The organism is Rhodoferax sp., from assembly GCF_023700745.1.
GTDB lineage: Bacteria > Pseudomonadota > Gammaproteobacteria > Burkholderiales > Burkholderiaceae_C > Rhodoferax.
In genome coordinates this window covers 81146-100533 of record NZ_JAMPYG010000002.1, presented here as the reverse complement: position 1 = coordinate 100533, position 19388 = coordinate 81146, and the positions used below count along the sequence as shown (strand labels likewise).

Annotated in this window: 19 protein-coding genes and 1 CRISPR repeat array; of the genes, 3 read left to right on the top strand and 16 right to left on the bottom strand. The window is 58.5% G+C overall.

What is annotated here, in order from left to right:
* Nucleotide 1 precedes the first annotated feature (1 nt).
* Complete coding sequence (locus NDJ10_RS02550; protein ID WP_296159526.1) at nucleotides 2-793, bottom strand: hypothetical protein; 792 nt, start codon at nucleotides 791-793, stop codon at nucleotides 2-4.
* Between the two features lie 338 nt (nucleotides 794-1131).
* Between NDJ10_RS02550 and NDJ10_RS02545 the strand changes: the two genes are divergently transcribed.
* On the top strand, nucleotides 1132-1941 hold the full coding sequence (locus tag NDJ10_RS02545; protein ID WP_296159525.1) for a UPF0149 family protein: 810 nt from the start codon (nucleotides 1132-1134) through the stop codon (nucleotides 1939-1941).
* 7 nt (nucleotides 1942-1948) lie between these two features.
* Here NDJ10_RS02545 and NDJ10_RS02540 read toward each other — a convergent pair whose 3' ends face one another.
* The 13 genes from NDJ10_RS02540 to moaC form a co-directional block, all read right to left on the bottom strand.
* Nucleotides 1949-2437 carry a nuclear transport factor 2 family protein gene (locus NDJ10_RS02540; protein WP_296159524.1) on the bottom strand — a complete coding sequence of 163 codons (489 nt, stop codon included), beginning with the start codon at nucleotides 2435-2437 and terminating at the stop codon, nucleotides 1949-1951.
* A 136-nt stretch (nucleotides 2438-2573) separates the two neighbouring features.
* Nucleotides 2574-3798: direct repeats of the CRISPR family, unit length 36 nt; unit sequence GTTGTAGCTCCCACTCTCACCCCGGATAGCTACACT.
* Nucleotides 3799-3859: 61 nt separating this feature from the next.
* The gene (gene cas2, locus NDJ10_RS02535; protein WP_296159522.1) at nucleotides 3860-4192 is read right to left on the bottom strand and encodes a CRISPR-associated endonuclease Cas2; all 333 of its coding nucleotides are present in this window, start codon (nucleotides 4190-4192) and stop codon (nucleotides 3860-3862) included.
* Nucleotides 4193-4214: 22 nt separating this feature from the next.
* Nucleotides 4215-5123, bottom strand: coding sequence for a type II CRISPR-associated endonuclease Cas1 (cas1, locus tag NDJ10_RS02530; RefSeq protein WP_296159521.1), 909 nt, complete (start codon nucleotides 5121-5123; stop codon nucleotides 4215-4217).
* Nucleotides 5110-8499: a type II CRISPR RNA-guided endonuclease Cas9 gene (gene cas9, locus NDJ10_RS02525; protein WP_296159520.1), complete on the bottom strand. Its 3390-nt coding sequence runs from the start codon at nucleotides 8497-8499 to the stop codon at nucleotides 5110-5112. The genes cas1 and cas9 overlap by 14 nt, the downstream gene beginning before the upstream one ends.
* Before the next feature lie 162 nt (nucleotides 8500-8661).
* Nucleotides 8662-9258, bottom strand: coding sequence for a LysE/ArgO family amino acid transporter (locus tag NDJ10_RS02520; RefSeq protein ID WP_296159519.1), 597 nt, complete (start codon nucleotides 9256-9258; stop codon nucleotides 8662-8664).
* Between the two features lie 75 nt (nucleotides 9259-9333).
* A complete protein-coding gene (locus NDJ10_RS02515) occupies nucleotides 9334-9819 on the bottom strand; it encodes a CinA family protein (RefSeq protein ID WP_296159518.1) in 486 nt (161 codons plus the stop codon).
* Nucleotides 9820-9826: 7 nt separating this feature from the next.
* A complete protein-coding gene (locus tag NDJ10_RS02510; protein WP_296159517.1) occupies nucleotides 9827-10534 on the bottom strand; it encodes a nucleotide-binding protein in 708 nt (235 codons plus the stop codon).
* A gap of 120 nt (nucleotides 10535-10654) precedes the next feature.
* On the bottom strand, nucleotides 10655-11149 hold the full coding sequence (locus NDJ10_RS02505; RefSeq protein ID WP_296159808.1) for a phosphatidylglycerophosphatase A: 495 nt from the start codon (nucleotides 11147-11149) through the stop codon (nucleotides 10655-10657).
* 130 nt (nucleotides 11150-11279) lie between these two features.
* The gene (gene thiL / locus NDJ10_RS02500; protein WP_296159516.1) at nucleotides 11280-12278 is read right to left on the bottom strand and encodes a thiamine-phosphate kinase; all 999 of its coding nucleotides are present in this window, start codon (nucleotides 12276-12278) and stop codon (nucleotides 11280-11282) included.
* On the bottom strand, nucleotides 12271-14319 hold the full coding sequence (locus tag NDJ10_RS02495) for a site-specific recombinase (protein WP_296159807.1): 2049 nt from the start codon (nucleotides 14317-14319) through the stop codon (nucleotides 12271-12273). Before NDJ10_RS02495 ends, thiL begins: the two co-directional genes overlap by 8 nt.
* Before the next feature lie 4 nt (nucleotides 14320-14323).
* Complete coding sequence (gene apaG, locus NDJ10_RS02490) at nucleotides 14324-14725, bottom strand: Co2+/Mg2+ efflux protein ApaG (protein ID WP_296159515.1); 402 nt, start codon at nucleotides 14723-14725, stop codon at nucleotides 14324-14326.
* 1 nt (nucleotide 14726) lies between these two features.
* Nucleotides 14727-15191 (bottom strand): general secretion pathway protein C, encoded by a 465-nt coding sequence (locus tag NDJ10_RS02485; RefSeq protein ID WP_296159514.1) that lies wholly within the window; start codon nucleotides 15189-15191, stop codon nucleotides 14727-14729.
* Nucleotides 15178-15690 carry a cyclic pyranopterin monophosphate synthase MoaC gene (moaC, locus tag NDJ10_RS02480; protein ID WP_296159513.1) on the bottom strand — a complete coding sequence of 171 codons (513 nt, stop codon included), beginning with the start codon at nucleotides 15688-15690 and terminating at the stop codon, nucleotides 15178-15180. The genes NDJ10_RS02485 and moaC overlap by 14 nt, the downstream gene beginning before the upstream one ends.
* Before the next feature lie 283 nt (nucleotides 15691-15973).
* Here moaC and NDJ10_RS02475 point away from each other — a divergent pair, with 283 nt between their 5' ends.
* The gene (locus tag NDJ10_RS02475) at nucleotides 15974-17425 is read left to right on the top strand and encodes a M48 family metalloprotease (protein ID WP_296159512.1); all 1452 of its coding nucleotides are present in this window, start codon (nucleotides 15974-15976) and stop codon (nucleotides 17423-17425) included.
* A gap of 4 nt (nucleotides 17426-17429) precedes the next feature.
* Here NDJ10_RS02475 and NDJ10_RS02470 read toward each other — a convergent pair whose 3' ends face one another.
* Complete coding sequence (locus tag NDJ10_RS02470) at nucleotides 17430-17771, bottom strand: phage holin family protein (protein WP_296159511.1); 342 nt, start codon at nucleotides 17769-17771, stop codon at nucleotides 17430-17432.
* 58 nt (nucleotides 17772-17829) lie between these two features.
* Between NDJ10_RS02470 and NDJ10_RS02465 the strand changes: the two genes are divergently transcribed.
* Nucleotides 17830-18243, top strand: coding sequence for a DUF3717 domain-containing protein (locus NDJ10_RS02465; RefSeq protein WP_296159806.1), 414 nt, complete (start codon nucleotides 17830-17832; stop codon nucleotides 18241-18243).
* Here the strand turns inward: NDJ10_RS02465 and NDJ10_RS02460 are convergent.
* On the bottom strand, nucleotides 18240-19388 hold the full coding sequence (locus tag NDJ10_RS02460; RefSeq protein WP_296159510.1) for an acyl-CoA dehydrogenase family protein: 1149 nt from the start codon (nucleotides 19386-19388) through the stop codon (nucleotides 18240-18242). The two genes, NDJ10_RS02465 and NDJ10_RS02460, sit on opposite strands and share 4 nt — an antisense overlap.

The window sequence follows — 19388 nt, the reverse complement described above, 5'->3', positions numbered from 1 at the left end:
CTCACAAACCGGTGGTCATGGTGAAACTGCGGTTGAAGGCCACGCTGTTGATGGTTCCGGTCAGGGTGACTCGGTAGCTTGTGTTGGGTTTCAGGGCTAGCGTGGGAATCACAAAGACTTCATTGGCGGTGATGTAGGGCTCTTTATGAGGGTCAAGGGGGTCAATGTTGGGATCATTGTCTTTGTTCAGTACCACGAACGGCACGGAAACGCCGTTCAGGGTGATGCTGCTACTGGCAGAGTTCACGGTGAGTACCTGCGGCGCATCCACCTTGAGGTAAATGGGGGGGCCCACGGGCGGGCTGGTGGGGGTCATCTCTGGAAACGGGTTGGGGCTTTCTTCGGCAGGCAAAAACTTCGTGGGGATATTGCTGCTGCCCTGGCAGGGGTAGGTAACTACCTTGTTGGTGCCCAGCGTGATGCGTCTGCTGGTATCTTCGTAACCGTTGAGCGAGCCAAAGCGGTATTCCTCGCGCCAGGTCGTGGCATCGATCAGGGTGGTTTTCATGTAGGCGCCAAAGCCCACATCAGCGCCTTCATACATGGCGCCGGACAGGTGGTACACCGAGTTGAGCAGGCTGCGCATGGAACTGGCGCCGCGCTCTTCCATAGTCGGAAAGTTTGGCGGGTAGCTGTACTCCCACACGGTCGCTGCCAATATCTCAGCGAGTGCCTTGTAGTTGTAACCCTGGTCAACAGCGCGATCCCAGGGATAGACGCCCGTAAAGCCGGGAACACCCTCTGTTTCTAGGTGGCTAAGCTCCGACTTGCCCGTTGCGATGGATAGATCCACGAGGTACTTTGAGTGGCTTAGGGCGGCTGCATCGAGTTTGGCGTTTCGCGTCAACTTGACGAGGGGGTCAGAGCCATTAAAACCGCACTGTGTGCGGGCTTCGCTCAATACACTCCAGGCACCCAGTTCTGCCGACCCTGGCACATAGCTGGCTGGCACAACCGCCGCGGGGTCGCTGCTCCCGCCGCCGCAGGCTACCAGAGTCAGTGAGAGGATCAACGATAAGGAAAAAGTACTTGGTTTTGTCATCGCGTTTGAACCCATGAAGGTCATTGGCAAAGGATAAGCTTTTCGGGCAGGGCAGAATAGGGCCATTCATACTCTTTTATTTGTGTGCCATGACCATTATCACCACGCCAGTGCCTGGCGATTCCGATGCCGTTGCTGAAACCCTCCAGTCCGCCGACTTTGACGAGCTTGACACCATTCTGGACGACTTGCGCACGCGTTTTGACGAAACTCCGCAATGGGAATTTTGCGAGGGTTTCATGGCAGCACTGGTGTGCTGCCGCCGCGTGATCAGCCCGACCGAGTATTTTTCGGTACTGCTGGATTTGGAGGATGACAGCGAAACTCCGCTGTTTGCCGACGAAGCCCAGTTCAAACGCTTTTTTGACCTCTGGATGCGGCGCTGGAATGAAGTCGCCGCCGCCCTCAACGTCGACGTGGCGTCGCTCGACGATGAGCGCGCCTACCAGCCCGAGGTGATGGACCTGCGCGGTGCCATTGCCGCCCTCCCCGAAGTGCAGCGCGCCGAAATGGGCGATGCGCCAATTCCCTCATTCGGCCAGATCTGGGCCATTGGCTTCATGTACGCGGTGGAGAGCTGGCCCGAGGAGTGGGCGCCGCCGCGCGACAAGGAGGCCGCCAAGGTGCTCGATGCCGCGCTCGAATGCATTGTGGCCGTGACCGAAGACGACACCGATACCCCGACGGTGGCTGCGTTCGAGGAAGAAGGCGTTCCCACCATCAGCGAGCAACGCCTCAACGACTTTGCCGATGCCCTGTGGGCGGTGTACGACCTGCGCGAGTTGTGGCGCAACATCGGTCCCCGTGTGGAAACCGTGCACGCCGAGGTCAAGCCAGGCCGCAACGACCCCTGTTCCTGCGGCAGCGGCAAGAAGTACAAGAAGTGCTGCGGCGCTTAAGTGCGCGTCAAGGGTGCCTGGCGAGGTAATTGGCCAGCGCGGCGCGGGTTTGCACACGCACCTGCTTCTGGAAATATGGTGCCCAGCCCAGCACCCAGCCGCCATAACCCAGGGCCTGGCGCGACCAGCGCCAAAAATCAAAGCGGTCGGTGTGGCTGGCAATCTGTCCTTGTGGGTTGAACGTGAAGTCGGCCTCGATGAGGTTATGCACCAACCGGTTGGACACGCTAAAGCGGTAATGCGCTTCCCAGTGCGCTTGGCCGGTCTGGTCGTCAGCGCGCACGTCCCTGAATTCAAGCCGCCAGTCTGCGCGGTTTTTGGCCAGTGTGGCGGCGCACAGCATGTGCCACATGCCACTGATTTCGCGTTGCCCCTGGAGCGAAAACGCCGGGTCGTTAAAAGTGGCATCTTCTGCATAACAGGTCGCCATGGTGTCGGCATCCAGCGCGGCAAACGCAGTGTAGAAACGGGTCAGTGTCTGGGCGTTGGGGTGCATTTTTCTTCAGTTGTTGGGAGGATTATTTTCAGTCAAACATACAGGAATGTTGACGAATTTTGCTACAGCTTTATTCTTGATCAACCTGTGCGGTAGCACTGGCTTGTCCGATGGGGTCAAAGACCTCAGTGGACAAGCCATGGCTCCCACTCTCACCCCGGATAGCTACACTCTCGGGCATGACGTGCACGCCGGGGAGGTTGTTGTAGCTCCCACTCTCACCCCGGATAGCTACACTTGTTGCCAACCTGAGTGGTGGTGCGCTACTGTTGTAGCTCCCACTCTCACCCCGGATAGCTACACTAACCAAAATCACTACAGCGCAGATTGAGGGGTTGTAGCTCCCACTCTCACCCCGGATAGCTACACTAACACGCAGGACGTGTACAACTACGGCGCAGTTGTAGCTCCCACTCTCACCCCGGATAGCTACACTAACTGGATCGCGTCCATCATTCACCGCAAGGTTGTAGCTCCCACTCTCACCCCGGATAGCTACACTGCGCACGGTGCGATTGGCAGCAGTTTCAAGGTTGTAGCTCCCACTCTCACCCCGGATAGCTACACTAAATCGGTCAACAGCAACGTCATCAGGATGGTTGTAGCTCCCACTCTCACCCCGGATAGCTACACTCCCGCAGCGCCTAAGCCCGTCGCATTGCCAGGTTGTAGCTCCCACTCTCACCCCGGATAGCTACACTGCTTTTGTGGCCTACAACATCGCCCACCGGGTTGTAGCTCCCACTCTCACCCCGGATAGCTACACTCCAGTCTGATCTTGCCGTTTTGGCGGTACGGTTGTAGCTCCCACTCTCACCCCGGATAGCTACACTAGAATGGGCCTTGCGTGCAGTTGCCGTTGGGTTGTAGCTCCCACTCTCACCCCGGATAGCTACACTAAAGCTCACATGCACCCAGCCGCCGCCCTGGTTGTAGCTCCCACTCTCACCCCGGATAGCTACACTATGACGTTTGATTGGGGCGCGCAGCGCATGGTTGTAGCTCCCACTCTCACCCCGGATAGCTACACTGGCAAAGCTCACATGCACCCAGCCGCCCTGGTTGTAGCTCCCACTCTCACCCCGGATAGCTACACTATTGCCCGGCGCATGAATGACAGCAGCAGCGTTGTAGCTCCCACTCTCACCCCGGATAGCTACACTAAGATGCCCGGCTGGTCGTAGTAGTAGACCGTTGTAGCTCCCACTCTCACCCCGGATAGCTACACTCGCCAGCCCGATGGCACCTATGTCGCCCTTGTTGTAGCTCCCACTCTCACCCCGGATAGCTACACTGATGTTGTCGGGCATGCGGTCGTAATCGGTGTTGTAGCTCCCACTCTCACCCCGGATAGCTACACTCGACTCCTTCGAAACCCGCGCTAGGCTTGGTTTGGCGCGGGTTTTCGTTATAAAGAAATGGTCAAAACAAAGCTATTTGCGCGGCATTAACTTTCTTTTCCTGAAAAAGAGGCAACCCAACCAACATTTTCATGCTGGCAAACTGCTTTTCCGTCACTGTCAACATACGCACCGAACCCTCAGGCGGCAGATTGGCCAACAGGCGCTTCATGTGCTTTTCTTCGGCATCGCTGCCGTTGAGAATACGCCCGTAGATTGAGTACTGGATCATGTCGTAACCGTCATTGAGCAGAAAACGGCGAAACAGAGTGTAGGCGCGCCGCTCGGCACGTGTGATGACAGGCAGGTCAAAAAAAACCATCATTCGCATGAATCGCCTCGTGTTTTGGCTCACGGTAAGACCTTGATGATGCAGGCTACATTTCGTACTGATGTTGTTTCAAACCTAACAGGCACGGCATCTCGAGCACCTGCTCACTGCCATCATCAAATAACCTTGCTATTGATTCGGCGGCCTGTTCCACAGCCGCCAACACACTCATGGCACCGCGTGGCATCGCTACGTCAATGTTCAGCAGGCCAATTAATGCGACTTTGTCGGCAGGGGTAAGTTCATCTGCTTCTGCGCGTGGCGGCATTGAAGCCACGTGCAAATCAACGATAGGTCGAAAAGGTTCGATCAGATCATCGGCCAGATTAAAGGCGTTTTGTTCGCTGCTGTGAAACAAGCCCAGCGTGGGTAACAGACCATGAGCGACGATGCCACGGGCACAGGCGCCGCGCATGATGGCGTAGCCGTAGTCCAGTGCTGCATTAATCCAGCCGGGTTGGCTGCGATGAAAGCTGCGGCCAAACAACTGTGGAAAGTAGTAGGCGCTGGCCTGTGCCTCCATGTTGCCCTTGTCACCGGACTGGACGCGGCGGGCATAAGACTCCAGCCGTTGCGCATTGCCACGCATGAGCAAGGTCAGGCAGCGGGCTTGATTGCCAATCTTGGCCTGAACGATGGTCGCCCAGGCACGTTTGGTGGTCGGTTTGTCAATGCCGAGTTGCAGACGCTGCATGCGCGTGGCGCGGCTGTGCTGGAGAAAAGGCAAAAACACACCGTTGGGTTGGTGGTTGTCACCAGTGGAAAACAGCCCGATACCATACTCCGCGCAGGCAGACAGCACCGGGTGAGTGATGGTGATCTCGCGGTTGTTCAGCACGATCACCGCAATGTCTTCAAACGGCACATGCGCTGACTGAGCCTGTTCAATGACCAGCGAAAAATGTTCGCGCTTGAGTCTGGCAGGCTGGCTGACAACCACACTACGCCAAACCACGACGGATCTCCGGTGCGGCTGGGTAAATGTGGCCCAACAGATCGACGTTGAATTTTTCTACGGAATACGCTGTTTTTACGCCAATGCTTTGGATAAGTCCGTCTTTGCCTATGGAGTTTGCACGGTCATGAGCCCAAAGATCAATTGCGCCCGTGCTTCGGTTACAACTAGCGTAGTAACCTATTCTTGATTCCTTTTTGAGTGACACACGAACCAAATCATTCGGATAAATTGAAAATAAAAAAATAAAACTCTTGTCAATCAAGGTCCATTCGGTTTCATCCTTGTATGCAACTATTGCTCGATTTGGTAACCCCGTCACACGGTGATGGACATAAACCGGCACAAGATGGAATTTGCCTGTTTTGTTGAATACATCCACGCGGATCATGCTGTCGTTTTTGGCAATACCGCCGCGAATGGGGATGCCACTCAATTTGTCGATCACCAGTTTCACGGTGCGTACAACTGGCCCAGCGGGCTGACCGTCCTTGCCAGGTTTATAAAAAGGCTTGTCTGGCCCGAAAGCTTTGTCGGCCTTACCGCCATATGCATCCAACCTCTCGCGAATGGCCGCGTACAGCTTGGCATTGCGATGCGGGTCGGCCAAGTTATCCAGATCTTTGGTACTTAGGCTGGTCAAAGGCACTTTTTGCACAACGCTGCCCTTGGCTATCTGACTTTCGGATTGTGCATAAATGGTGTCTTTGTGCACTGCGCCACCATTGCGCCGTTGTGGAGCACGTGACACAAACAAGGTACGCATCTGCTGCAAATCCTGTGCCGAATAAGTGCCAAATTGCGTTATTTGTTCGCGTAGTAAAGTGATGTCGTCCGTTTTTCTGCGCGCTTCAAGTTCATGGCGGAAGTGAGGCCAGGGTTCGGGAAAATGAATTGCCAATCGCTCATGAGCAGTTGGGTTAATGATCTCGCCAGTTTCGGGATCAGGAATGCCTTCGTGCAGCAAGGCGATTTCTTTGCGTCGAGAATAATCAGCCAGCGCCTTGACCATGCCATGGCTACAAGCCGCAACCACAGCAGCATCCAGCGCATGGTGGCGGTCACTTTCTTCGCGGACTTTGGACAAGCCCCAACGCATGCGCAAAAATGCCGTGAGTTGGCCATTGACCACCACGCAACGTCTGCTTTTGTTGCCGTTGGCATCTTGGGCAAGTTGTAAATGCTCTTCAACATAGTTTTTGAAAAATCGGCAGATATAGCGTGTGTCGTTGAGATTGCGGTCTCTGAAACCTGCGGCTTCTTCGGTACCGTAGTTCTTGCGCAACAGGCGGTTGCGTTTTGCAGCTCGGTAGGCTTTGTTGCCATTGACCCATGCGACAAAATTACGCCAACGTTCACCTTCTTCGCCGCCCGTAAAGCTGGTGAGGTACTCAAATGCGGTGCGGTTGCCCTTGTTCTGGTTTTCCCGCGAGAGCACTAGCACCTTGTTGTTTTTACTGTCGTCAAAACTGCGGGAGTAGGGCAGGGCATGGTCAACTTGTGCGTAATTGGGGTCATCCAGGATGCGGCCAATGTCCATGGCCTCCAGCGAATAAGCACATTTGCATTGCTGCTCGCGGTACAGCATCCACTTTTCAAACACAGACGCCTTGGGTCGGTAGCCAAAGTCTTTTTCAAAATCTTCGCGGGCTTTTTCGTTACGGTCTTTATATTCTTTTTGAAGTTTTTCAATGTCGCGTCGTTCATCCAGTGGTCGGGACAAATCACGTGCCATTTCGATGTGCACGGCCATTGGGCTGCCATAGGTTTTGATCAATGCGTTGACTACTTTACGCGTCTGGTTGAGGGCGCGTAGCACCACCGGGTTGCGAGGCACATCCAGGTCTTCGCGAAAGATCATGGTGTTGCGCTTATCACGGTCAGCATAAAAAGGGGGAAGATACTTGTGCTGGCCTGTACCTAATTCAACTTGTTGGCTGTGGTGACCATATTCAGGTATCAGCTCCACCGCTTCGTCGTAGCGCAAACCACGTTCCATGTGCGGCACAATTTGACGTAAGGCTTTGAGTGACAGGGCATGAAACTTGTCAAAACGAATGCCAAGCAAAACTGCCATGGTTTTTTCTGCTTGGGGAAGCGCGATGTTTTCCAGTTCCGCATGCACCTCTTCATCGTCTTTGTAAACGCTCAACACCCAGGCGATTTGATCCAGCGTCTCGGGCTGTCCTTCCAGAGCGGCCACACTGATTTGTTGCCAGACGTCAGCCAAGTCAGCTTTGTTCAGAGCTAAACGCAGTTCGTGCCAGGCTGTGAGTTTGACCAGAATCTGGTCTTCTGGATTTTTGGCTTTATCTTCTTCTTTTTGCCTATCGCTTGGATAGGATAAGCCGCCAAATCGAAAACTGACAGGCAATAAGCCAGAGCGGGTGAGCGCGTTACGTAGTGTTGTATAAGTAAATTTTTCCCCTGACTGGTAGGGCAAAAGCCGGGCAGCGCGATGCTCTGTTTCATTAAGTGGCCGTGATACTCCATCAACAATGACGCGCAGGTTGTTCAACCTTGTAAGCCAGACATGTCGTTCTGCTGTAAAGCTGGCTTTTGGGGCGCGATATTCAGTTTTTTCAAATGTGCATTTGCCCAGCATCTTCAGCAAGTCGTTTCCAGCCAATGCAGGTTTTTGTTTCCAGAATAAACCGCTCTTGCAGTCACCATTGCCGCGTATCAAAAGTTCGAAGTCGATATCGGCGTGGGTACTGCCAAGGCGGCGTTGTGCTTGAAACAGTTTTTCTAATTCTTGGTCAAGGATTCGGCGTGACAGTGCTTTGCTGTAGTCGCCCCGTTTGTTGCGTTGTGCTTCCGGGAACTCTGACAACACCATTTCGGCGGCAGTTCGATAGCCCTTTGTTTGCATCAAAGCCTGAGTGTGGGCCAAGCCTTTCTTGACTTTACCGCTTTCGCTTTTGGCATCGGCTTCAGCGCTGATTTCTTCTGCCTTGCTGACCCAGTGGAAGCCGCGATGTTTGCAAAGATGGTAAATCACACGAGCCCATTCTGAGGGCGTGAGCAAACGATCTAATCCTACTACTCGCAATAGCCACGCTGAATCGGTGAATCCAGGTTGCTGTTTGAAGTAATCTGCTGATTGGACAAGGCCTTCTTTTTTAAACAGTCTTGTCAGTTTGGTAAGTCGCCAAGCGCGTCGGTAGAGGCGACGACGCAGCAAACGCGCAGTGCGACGCGCCAAATTGAGGGACTCGCCTTCTTTGGCGGTTTCAGCTTTGTCAAAACAGCGCACGCCTAAATCGACGATCCGAGTGCTGTTGAGTACTGCCCAACCCACGGAGGCAATCCCAATATCCAGTCCAAAGATCAAGTCTGCGGGTTTATCTGTAGTTTTATCTTGTTCTACATCCATCTCGACTCCCTGTTAAACTCTACCTCGATTGTTGCTATCCGGGGTGAGAGCCGTTGCTGCAATAAGGATCAGCCGAAAGGCTGAGTCCGTACCCAAAAGCCTGAAAAGGAAACTTTTCAGGCTTTTCCTATTTTGGCCTCATTTTGTTGTGATTAGCAAAACTTAACTGAGCAACAGCATGGCCGCCAGCGTCCACATGGTCAGTGCAATCAGCGCGTCCAGCACGCGCCAGGCCAGAACCGATTCAAAAAGCGGCGCCAGAAAACGTGCGCCAAAGCCCAACGCGGCAAACCAGCACAGGCTCGCGCTCATGGCGCCGGCGCCAAAGACCCAGCGTTGCGGGTCTGGCCGCTGGTTGGCAATGGCGCCAAGCAGTACCACGGTATCGAGGTACACATGGGGGTTCAAAAAGGTAAAGGTAAAACAGGCCGCCAGTGCCGTCCGCAGTGCGACCCGCCCGCCACCATTTAATTGCATGGGCTCGCCTTGCCAGGCGCGCCGCGCTGCCAGTACGCCATAAGCTGCTAAAAACAAGGCGCCGCCGTAGCGCGTCAGGTTCATCAGGAAGGTGTTGTCGCGTATCAGCAGGCCGGCACCACCAATGCCCGCCAGGATCAGCAGCGCGTCTGACAACGCACAAAAGAGCACCAGTGGCAGCACATGCTGACGCAGGAGGCCCTGGCGCAGCACATACGCATTTTGTGAGCCGATGGCCACAATCAGTGCCAGCCCGGTGGCAAAGCCGTTGACAAAATCCATGCTTAAGTTAAGTGCACAGTCAAACCGCGACCCCGCATGCCTTCAGACAATGCTCATCCTGAGCACCCCACTGTGTCACGCCGGGGTTTCCGTCTGGATGAGTTCTGCCAACCTGGCCAGGGCATGTCGCACCGTGGCCTGGCGTACCGCGGCGCGGTCGCCGGCAAAGTGCTGTGCTTCGCTGGTCAAGCCGGTGGGCGTGGCCCAGGCCAGCCACACGGTGCCTACCGGTTTCGCGGCGCTGCCACCAGAGGGGCCGGCCACGCCCGTTACGGCAACAGCCACCTGGGCGTGCGAATGGGCGAGTGCACCGACAGCCATGGCGCGCACCACGGGCTCACTGACGGCGCCATGTGCATCAATCAGCGCGGCATCGACGTCCAGCAGCTCGCATTTGGCGGCGTTGGAGTAGCTGACAAAACCACGCTCGAACCATTGGCTTGAACCTGCCAGTTCGGTGCACGTGGCAGCGATCAGGCCGCCAGTGCAGCTCTCGGCAGTCGCCATCACCCAGCCGTTTTTTAAAAGTAAACGCGCCAGTAGGGCGCAACTGTCCAGCATCAACAGACTATTTCTGAAGGGGAGACAGGGTAGCCTCTTCAACCAGCACCTTGTAGCTGTAGCCGGCACCAAAATCCTTGTCGTTGCGCACCACGCCCGAAACCGTCACCAGGTCGCCGACCTTGGCTGGCGCAGCGGTCGTGACCAGAATGTCGTTGTTGGCTGGGGTGCCGGACCCGTCACGCAGGTGGATCCAGTTTTTGCCCATGATGCCGGCGTTGTACTTCACCACCTGACCGTTGATTTTGACCGGCTTGTCCTTGAGTTGAACCGCTTTGCTGATGATGTCGGCAACCGTGTAGGCATTGGCGCCGCTGGCCTTGGCAACCTTGATCGGTGCGCTGTCTGCCATTTTGGCCATTGCCATTTTCGAGCCGAGTGCGCTCTGGCCTGCAGCCGCGCCCCCGAGGCTGCCAAAAATGATGGTCGGGAACGTTTTCTTCAGCGATTTGCTCTCAAAATTGTTCATGACCATGGCGTTTTCAACCGTCACCGTGGCGCCCTTTTTAACCGCTGCGGTGCTCACTGCAGCCCAGGTTTCACCGTCTTTGGTCTTCAGGCGCAGGTAGGTGTAGCTGTCAACGTCCTTGACCTCCAGCACTTCGCCACTGACTACGCCCGAAACTGGCGGTTTGGCTGCAGGGGGTTGAGCCGCCCAGGCACTGCTGGCGAAGGAGGCGGCGGCAATCAGACTGATGGCGAATAAGTGTTTCATGGCGTTTGGTTGGCTTCGTTAAAGGGTTAAAGCATAGCAGCCCGGTGGACAAGGCAGGTCAAGTTAGATCAAGGTTTGAACGCGTGCACGGTTTCTTGACGCATGGCTTCACGGCAAGTCTTACCATGACCGCCACAGTGCAATCACCAGCAGGGTGCAAAAAGCGGCCACCAGGTCGTCAAGCATGATGCCCCAGCCCACTTTGCGCCAGGCGGACGGGTCGGTGGCGGGATTCACATGGTGGTAAAGCTGGTCGGCCCAGGCGACCGGCCCGGGCTTGACGGCATCAAAGAAGCGAAACAGTGCAAAAGCGGCCAACTGGCCCCAGAAACCGGCCTGACCGACCAGCCACAGCACCAGCCAGAAAGCGGCTATTTCGTCCCAGACAATGCTGCCGGGGTCAAGCGTGCGCATGTGTCTGGCGGTGACCGTACAGACCCACCAGCCCGCCAGGATACTGACCGCAATGAGTCCGCCCCATTGCACCTCGGTGAGACGGTCTTGCAACAGTCCAAACAGCGCCCAGGCCCACAGCGTCCCCATGGTACCGGGGGCAATGGGGCTGAGCCCGGAACCAAAGCCGAGCGCCATCACATGGGCCGGGTGCGCCATCATGAAATGGCCGCTCGGGGCAACGGGTCCCAAAGGCTTGGCCGCCTGGGCGGTCCCTGATGCGGCAGAATGAAAAGTGGACTCTTGATCAAGCATGGTCAGATTATCCAGCCGATGCCTGGCGCAGGCTACTTCAGGCAAAGTGGTCGAACGAGGCGTATTGGTTGGGCAGCACCTGGCCCTGCCGGTCCAGCAGCCGCAAGCCTGGGTTGGCGTCGATCTGGCCGACGCACCGCACCGGGGTCTGGCTGGCTTGCGCCGCAGCGGCCACGGCGGCGCGCTGGCTGGGGGACGCGGTGAACAGGAGCTCGTAGTCGTCACCGCCTGCCAGTGCCAGGGTGCGCCATTGCGCCAGCGACAAATCGATGCCGCCCTGAATGCCGGCAGGCGTTGAATCTACATAGCAAGCGATGCTATGTACCAGCGTATCGACCTGCACGGTCGCCCCGATTTGCGAGCTTTCCAGGATATGACCCAGATCACCCATCAGTCCATCGCTGAGATCAATGGCTGCGCTGGCGATACCGCGCAAGGCCTGGCCCAGCGCCACGCGTGGACTGGGGCGTTCCAGCCGCTGGCGTGCTGCCAGCAAGATGGGTGCCGGTACCGACAATTTGCCTTGCAATGCGTTCAGCGCCAGCCGGGCGTCGCCCAGCGTACCGCTCACATAAAGGTCGTCACCGGCCCTGGCGCCACTGCGCAACAGGGCCTGCGAGCGGCCATTGACGAGCGGCACCTCGCCAAATACCGTGATGCAGATGTTGAGCGGTCCGGCGGTGGTGTCGCCGCCAACGAGTTCGCAGTTGTGGGCATCGGCGAGCTCAAACAGTCCGCCGGCAAAGTCCGTCAACCAGGGTTCGTTGATCTCGGGCAGTGCCAGCGCCAGGGTAAACGCGAGCGGCTTGGCGCCACAGGCAGCGAGGTCGCTGAGGTTGACTGCCAGCGCCTTGTGACCGAGACTGCGCGGGTTCACGTCAGCAAAAAAGTGGCGCCCCTGCACCAGCATGTCGCAGGAAATAGCCAGCTGTGTGCCGGGCGCGGGCTGCAGCAATGCGCAGTCGTCGCCAATGCCCAACGCCGCGCGGCGCGCCGGACGCTTGAAATAGCGCGCGATCAAATCGAACTCACCCATTGGCCACGTCTTTCGGCTGCTCTGGCGTGCTGGCTGGCCAGAAAAAGCTGCCCAGGCGGGTGCGGATCCGGTGGCGAATGGCCTGGTAGATACGGCGGCGATCAACCCCGCTGACGTTATGTGCCCTGAGTGCCAGCAGGAAGGCAAAATAAAAGCTCACGCCCACGTTAAGCGCGCCGGTGATGGCAATCCCGGCCACACACCACCAGAATGGGCCTTGCCGCAGGATGTCAGTCCCCAGGCTGGCGGCAGCAGCCGCCAGCTGTCCGGTGGACAGCGTGACGTGGCGCACCTCCAGCCCGAGGCCAAAAAACGCCGCAAATGCGGGCACCAGGCCCAGCATCAGACCGAGCGATACATTAGCCGCCAGTCCCGAAATGTTGTGACGCATGAACGTGGCCCAGCGCTCGGCTTTGGCGCGGCCCAGCGCGGCGGTGATTTTGGGGTTGTAGCGGATGGCCGAATCCAGCCGGTGCAGCACAAACCAGTTCTCGATCCAGCCTGCAATGATGCTCGAAGCAAACAACAGCACGCCAGTCAGGGCGGCAAACAGTGCAGTGGGTCCCAGCAGGGTCAGATCGTCCAGCACGTGATTGGCAACGGCGGCATCGATCATGGGGGCGCCAAAGGCCAGCCACAGTCCGGTGCTGATCAGCAGCACCGCCGGCGCCACCAGCGCCAGATTGCCAAAGATGGCGGCCACCTGTGAGCGCACCAGATGCGCCACTTCATCAACAAAACTTTCTATGGCACCCGGTGCCCCCAACTCCTTGAGCTTTGCGGCCATGGCAGGGGCGGTCATGGCGGGTTGTTTGGTGGCCACGGTCCAGTGCATTAACTGGATCAGGACAAAGCTCAGCGCGTAGTTGAGGCCGGCGTAAAAGCCGCTCCAAAAGGCTGACAGGCTCATCGACAACACCACAAACTTCATCAGCGTGGTGACCGACATGATGGCGCCGCCGCCTGCTGCATCACGCAGCATCTGGATGTATTCGGCCCTGGTGCGGGTGATGTAGTGCTCGCCGGTCTCGGAGCTGCGCTCGGCTACCTTGGCGGCCAGCATGGATGAATTGGCGGCAATCAGTGCACGCACGCTGCGTCGTTCCTGCCCTACCAGTACCAGATGGGCGAACAACTGTACGGTGTGACGATGGGGGTGCCCCGACATCAGGCAATCGAGCAGGGTGCGCACGCGCAGTACCCGGCTGCGCAACTGGCGCAGTTGAAACACCAGGTTGACGGAGATGCCGTTGCTGTCGAGGTGGGCGTAGACCGAAGCAGCCGCCTGGCGGCAAGCCTCCAGGCGGTTCAGAACCTGCTGCAAGGCAGCCTGTCTGGCGGCCGAGGGATGCTCTGGGTCGACCAGGAAAGCGGCTTGTAGCGCGATCACGTCGCTGTCGAGCGCATGGAACGGGGCGGTCTCAAGCGCAGGTGCGCTCATGCGCAGGCGCAGTTCGGGTGAAAAACCGGTGGCACGGATTTGTCCGGTGCAAAAGGTCAGGGCTTCCAGCAGCGTTGCTTGCCATGGTGTGACACGGCTGGGCCCGATTTGTGGTACCCAGGCGCAGATACCATCGGTCATTTGCGCACAGTCGGCTTGCAGCAACTCCGCCAGCCGGGTCAACGTGGCCTCCTCCAGCGCATTGAGCCAGCGCGCATCAAATGGCTGGCATAGCACCAGCGAAAACAGGCTGGATGCGTCAGTCGTTTCAGGCGTGCTGGGCAGCCATTTGAGGCGCAGGCGTTCGGTCAATTCACTGGTAAAGGCGCTGCGTGAAGAAAAACCGTAGTCTGCCAGCAATGAGGTTGCGTCCACCGTGCCCAGCAGCTTTAGCCACCAGGCCTGCAGCCTGGCGCGGGCCTCGGGGCGTTGTTGCAGGGTGTCGAGCAGCAAGTTCACGCGTGCAACTGCGTGCGGCACCGACGCATGTCTGCCGCGCACCCAGCCCAGCAGTTGAATCAACCAGAGGTGGCGCTGCGCCAGATCGGCTTGAGGATCGAGGGCATCCAGCAGCTCGGCAAGATCGGGCCTGGCCGTCATCTGCTTAATGCAGGGTACGCGTGCCACCGCTTTCGCTCAGGGCATCAAGCACAAACATGGGGACATCCACATCAAATTTTTCACCATCTTCCGCCACGCAAAAAAAACTGCCATGCATGGTGCCGGTGGGGGTGCGCAGGCGTGTACCACTGGTGTATTCAAATGTTTCACCGGGTTGCAACAATGGCTGGTGACCCACCACACCCAGGCCCTTGATCTTTTCGTGGTGACCCTGGGCGTCGTTGACGTTCCAGGTGCGGGCAATCAACTGGGCCGCAATGTTGCCGGTGTTGCGGATGGTGATGGTGTAGGCAAAAAAGTACTGCCCTTGCCCCGGCACAGACTGGTCAGCCAGGTAGCGTGGCTTGACCTGGACCTGAAATTGGTAGAGAGTGGTTGTTGCCATGTTACTGGAGTTTGATGGTGGCAAGAGGTGGCAATTCAAGCTCGATCGAGGCCGGCTCCTGCATGCCGGGCGCCAGCGTTGCCCCACGGGCTGTAACGGATTGCAGCAGCAGATCATCAGACAGCCTGTCGCCAACTTTGTATGGTTTGGCGGGTTCACTTTCGATGGCGATCAGGGCGCTGCCAAAGCCGCGGCCTTTCGCCCCGGCGATGACACCGAGCAGCTTGTATTGGCCCGCGGCGTTGACTGCAGGTGCTGCATTGGCCGGGGTGGCGCTGGCCCCCAGCAATTGGGCCACCCGGTTCGTGTCAATGAGGCGTTGGCTGAATCCATCGCCGTTGGCGCGTGGCGTGCTGATGGGCTCAGACCAGCGCAGGCCCCAATAAACGACACTGGCTGCAGCCAGGGCGGCTAATACAAATGTGCTCAGGCGCGCAGGCCAAAGGGTTCGGTCAAGCGTTGTCATGGGATGGTGTTGTTGGATGGATGAAACTACCTGATTTACCACCATGTTTCTCCAGTAGTTTGATGTCGGTCATGACCATGCCGCGATCCACCGCCTTGCACATGTCATAAATGGTCAGCAGGGCGACCGAAACGGCGGTAAGCGCTTCCATTTCGACACCGGTGGGGCCTACCGTTTCTACCGTGGCCTTGCAAAGCACGCTGCTGGTGGCGGATTGGCTGGCATGCAGAACCTTGAATTCAATGGCGACCCGGGTCAGTGCCAGCGGGTGGCACAGGGGGATCAGATCACTGGTTTTTTTGGCCGCCATGATGCCGGCAATGCGGGCAATACCCAGCACATCACCTTTTTTGGCGGTGCCCGCTTCGATGATGGCCAGCGTGCCAGGCAGCATGTCAATGCGGCCACAGGCGATGCCAACGCGGTGACTGGCGGCTTTGGCTGCCACATCCACCATGTGGGCTTGGCCCTGGTCGTCAAAATGGGTGAGGGTGCTCATGACAAAAATGGGGATGAGATGGACTAAAGTAAACGGGACGTCTTGACCGAACCTTTACACAGAACTGGCATCATACGGCGATCGTCAGATTTATTCTTTTGCAGGTGTACAAAATATATCGCTCATGTTGACTGATCCATTCAAGAAAAAAAAACGGGTAAGCCTTATTCTAAAGAAGTGCATTACTCTATTTTTTGTAGCAATTGGCCTTGCATTGCCAGTGGCCCTGAGGGCACAGGGCCAAAGTGCTAACGCGCTGCCACTGCTCGGTGACGGGAGCGACATGAGCGCCAGCGCCGAGCGTCGGCTGGGTGACCGCATCGCGCGTGAGCTTTACCGCGACCCTGATTTTATTGACGACCCGGTGCTGACCGATTATGTGCAGGGCATCTGGCAGCCGCTGCTGAACGCTGCCCGTGTTCGCGGCGATCTGACCCCCGAACTCGATGAGCGCTTTGCCTGGCGCATTGTTTTGGGGCGCGACCGCAGCGTCAACGCGTTTGCCTTGCCGGGCGGCTATTTTGGTCTGCATCTGGGTTTGCTGGCGGTTGTGAGCAGCCGCGACGAGCTGGCCTCGGTGCTGGGCCACGAGTTGAGCCATGTCACGCAACGGCATATTTCACGCCTGATTTCCAAGAGCAACCAGCAGACACCGTGGATGATCGGCGCCATGATTCTCGGCGCGCTGGCAGCCAGCAAAAATCCTGAGGCTGGCAATGCGTTGATTGTTGGCGGGCAAGCCCTGTCAGCGCAAGGCCAGCTCAATTTTTCGCGCGACATGGAGCGCGAAGCGGACCGGATCGGTTTTGGCGTGATGACCCAGGCCGGGTTTGAGGCGCAGGGGTTCGTGGGCATGTTCGACAAGTTGCAGCAGGCGGCCCGGCTCAATGACAGTGGTGCCTACCCCTACCTGCGCAGCCATCCGCTGACCACCGAACGCATCGCCGACATGCAGTCGCGTTTGCCGCTGGGCGCGCCGCATGGGGGCGACGTGGTTTCTGGCATGAGCCACGCCATGCTGGCGGCGCGTGCCCGGGTGCTGTCCAACCCCGGTGTGGATGCTTTACGCGGCTGGCTGGCTCAGGCCAAAGAGGTGGGCCTGTCGGGCCAGACTGCAGCGCAACAGGCGGGCACCTTGTATGGTGCGGCCATGGCTGCCAGCCGCATGCGCGATGCGGCGCAGGCGCGCCGGCAGTTGGCGCGCCTGGAAAAAGTGGTTGTGGATGACCCCGAGGCGGTGCGGCAGGTGCGCTGGCTGGGTCTTGAAATTGAATTGGCAGCCCCTGATCGGTCGCGTCAGCAACTTCTGGCTCTGGGGGCGGACATCGGACTGGATCCCGCCAAGCCGGCGACGGGGTCTGCGTTACGTCGCCCCGATCTGGCACTGCAAGCCCAGATTGCCATGCAGGGTGGACAAGCGCAGTTGCTGGACCAAGTGGCGCAAAACCTGCAAGGGTGGCTGCTCAGGCAGCCGCAAGATGCATTGGCCTGGCAGTGGCTGGCAAGTATTTACGCAGCGCAAAATCAAACTTTGCGCGCCTTGCGCGCCGAGGCCGAGGCGCAGGTGGCGCAGTTGGACTATGCGGGGGCATTGGACCGGCTGAAAGCCGCGCAGGATCGGCTGCGGGCACCGGGCGCCTCGAATTCTTCAGCCGACCACATCGACGCGTCGATCATCGACACGCGACGCCGTCAGATCGAGGCCTTGCTGAAGGAACAGGCGCAGGAGCCCTGAGGTTTTATTTCCGGCCGAACGCTGCGTCAATGAGCAGCCCGAGGGCGGAGTAGATCAGCGAGCCCCACAGTGCGGCGTAGAAGTCGCGCACATAAAACCCTTCCAGGATACCGGCGGCCGACCAGAACATCAGGGCGTTGATGACAAATAAAAACAAGCCCAGCGTGACCACGGTCACGGGCAGGGTCAGCAGCACCAGCACCGGGCGCAACACCAGGTTGAAGAGCCCGATGACAAAGGCGGCGATCAGCGCGGCACCCAGGCTGTTGACCACGACACCGCTGTAAAGGTAGGCCACACACAGCAGGGCGACGGCACTGAGCAGCCATTTCAGGATAAGTTTCATGGACCCGAGCTTATCACCCTGGCGTGTGCAGGCGTGCTGGCGCTATGATGCCGACCCCATGACAGGCATCCACATCACCGACATTGAGTCCGCCATCAACTACTGGCGCACCAGGGCGCCCAGCGTTGAGGGGGCAGCACTGCCGCCGCCGACGCGGGCGCTGGCCGAGGTCTATGCGGTGATGGCCTTCGAGCGGCGCCCTGAAATAGACGAAGCAGCGCTGTCCGCGGCGGCCTGGCAGGCCTGGCTGACCTGGTACGAAAGCACCCCCGACACGCCCTGCATCGCGATTTGTTCCACCAGCCAGGGCGACGAGGTCTGCAAGGGCTGTGGCCGCACTTTTGCCGAGGTGCAGCACTGGACCGAGATGCAGCCCGTCCAAAAACGCGCCACCTGGCGTCGTATCACCCAGGAAGGGAGCGCCTGGCGGTTCAATAAGTATGCTGAACGGGCGGCTGAAAGGCAAGCTTAAGCCAACACCCCTCTGGCAATGATCGTGCGCTGAATTTCCGAAGAGCCTTCGTAAATGCGCAGGATGCGCGCGTCGCGCACATAGCGCTCCAGAGGCAAGTCACGTGTGAAGCCATAGCCGCCATGAATTTGCAGGGCGGCATCCGTGACAAAGCCCACCATCTCCGAAGCGTGGAGTTTGGCCATGGCTGACTGCTGAGTGAAGTTCCGGCCTTCAGCGCGCAGCGCCGTGGCCTGCAGGGTCAATGCCCAGGAGGCCTCCAGGCGCAGCTTCATGTCGGCCAGCATCCACTGAATGCCCTGCCGCGTGGCAAGCGGCTCACCGCCGACCTTGCGCTCCCGCACCCATTGCGCTGCCGCGTCCAGCGCCGCCTGCGCCAGACCCAGCGCTGTGGCCGCCACGTCCAGTCGACAGTTGTCCAGCACCTTCATGGCGGTCCTGAAGCCACTGCCTTCGGCTCCCAAGCGGCAATTCAGCGGCACGCGGACATCCTCAAACGACACCTCAAAGGCATGTGCGCCTCGAATGCCCATGAGCTTCTCGTGGCTTGATACGCTCACGCCTGGCGTTTGCATGTCGACCACGAAGGCACTCACGCCGCGCGGGCCGGCCTCGGGATCGGTCTTGGCGAACACCACCAGAAAACGTGCCTCGGCGGCGTTGGAAATGAACTGCTTGACGCCATCGATGCGGTAGTAGTCGCCGTCGCGCACCGCACGCGTGCGCATGTCGACCGGGCTCGAGCCGCCGAGTGGCTCGGTCAAGGCAAAACCCGCCAGCCACTCGCCGCTTGCCGCGCGTGGCAGCCAGGCTTCGCGCTGGGCGTCATCGCCGGCAATCTGCACCGCATCGGTGCCCAGGTAGTGTGCCCCAATCATCGACGAGGTGGCGGCGCAGGCCCGGGAAATCTCGACCAGCGCCAGCAGCATGCCCGTTGGGCTGACACCGGGACCGCCCCAGCACTCGTCAATGTTCATGCCCATGATCCCCAGTTCGGCCAGGGCCTTGACATGGCAGGTCACGGAGCTTTCGGTCCGGTCAAGTTCGCTGGCACGTGGGGCCAGTTCGGCCTGTGCAAAACGGCCGACGGCGTCGGCCAGGGCCTGGTCGTCGGCGGTGACGCCAAAACGGTTGCTGTAATCCAT

Excerpts from the sequence above, each read along its gene's own strand:
- thiL (WP_296159516.1), bottom strand. The coding sequence starts at position 12,278 with ATGGGTGAGTTCGATTTGATCGCGCGCTATTTCAAGCGTCCGGCGCGC.
- NDJ10_RS02475 (WP_296159512.1), top strand. The coding sequence starts at position 15,974 with ATGAGCGCCAGCGCCGAGCGTCGGCTGGGTGACCGCATCGCGCGTGAG.
- NDJ10_RS02520 (WP_296159519.1), bottom strand. The coding sequence starts at position 9,258 with ATGGATTTTGTCAACGGCTTTGCCACCGGGCTGGCACTGATTGTGGCC.
- NDJ10_RS02510 (WP_296159517.1), bottom strand. The coding sequence starts at position 10,534 with ATGAAACACTTATTCGCCATCAGTCTGATTGCCGCCGCCTCCTTCGCC.
- NDJ10_RS02465 (WP_296159806.1), top strand. The coding sequence starts at position 17,830 with ATGACAGGCATCCACATCACCGACATTGAGTCCGCCATCAACTACTGG.
- NDJ10_RS02495 (WP_296159807.1), bottom strand. The coding sequence starts at position 14,319 with ATGACGGCCAGGCCCGATCTTGCCGAGCTGCTGGATGCCCTCGATCCT.
- NDJ10_RS02460 (WP_296159510.1), bottom strand. The coding sequence starts at position 19,388 with ATGGATTACAGCAACCGTTTTGGCGTCACCGCCGACGACCAGGCCCTG.
- NDJ10_RS02485 (WP_296159514.1), bottom strand. The coding sequence starts at position 15,191 with ATGACAACGCTTGACCGAACCCTTTGGCCTGCGCGCCTGAGCACATTT.
- apaG (WP_296159515.1), bottom strand. The coding sequence starts at position 14,725 with ATGGCAACAACCACTCTCTACCAATTTCAGGTCCAGGTCAAGCCACGC.
- moaC (WP_296159513.1), bottom strand. The coding sequence starts at position 15,690 with ATGAGCACCCTCACCCATTTTGACGACCAGGGCCAAGCCCACATGGTG.
- NDJ10_RS02545 (WP_296159525.1), top strand. The coding sequence starts at position 1,132 with ATGACCATTATCACCACGCCAGTGCCTGGCGATTCCGATGCCGTTGCT.
- cas9 (WP_296159520.1), bottom strand. The coding sequence starts at position 8,499 with ATGGATGTAGAACAAGATAAAACTACAGATAAACCCGCAGACTTGATC.
- NDJ10_RS02470 (WP_296159511.1), bottom strand. The coding sequence starts at position 17,771 with ATGAAACTTATCCTGAAATGGCTGCTCAGTGCCGTCGCCCTGCTGTGT.
- NDJ10_RS02515 (WP_296159518.1), bottom strand. The coding sequence starts at position 9,819 with ATGCTGGACAGTTGCGCCCTACTGGCGCGTTTACTTTTAAAAAACGGC.
- NDJ10_RS02540 (WP_296159524.1), bottom strand. The coding sequence starts at position 2,437 with ATGCACCCCAACGCCCAGACACTGACCCGTTTCTACACTGCGTTTGCC.
- NDJ10_RS02505 (WP_296159808.1), bottom strand. The coding sequence starts at position 11,149 with ATGATGGCGCACCCGGCCCATGTGATGGCGCTCGGCTTTGGTTCCGGG.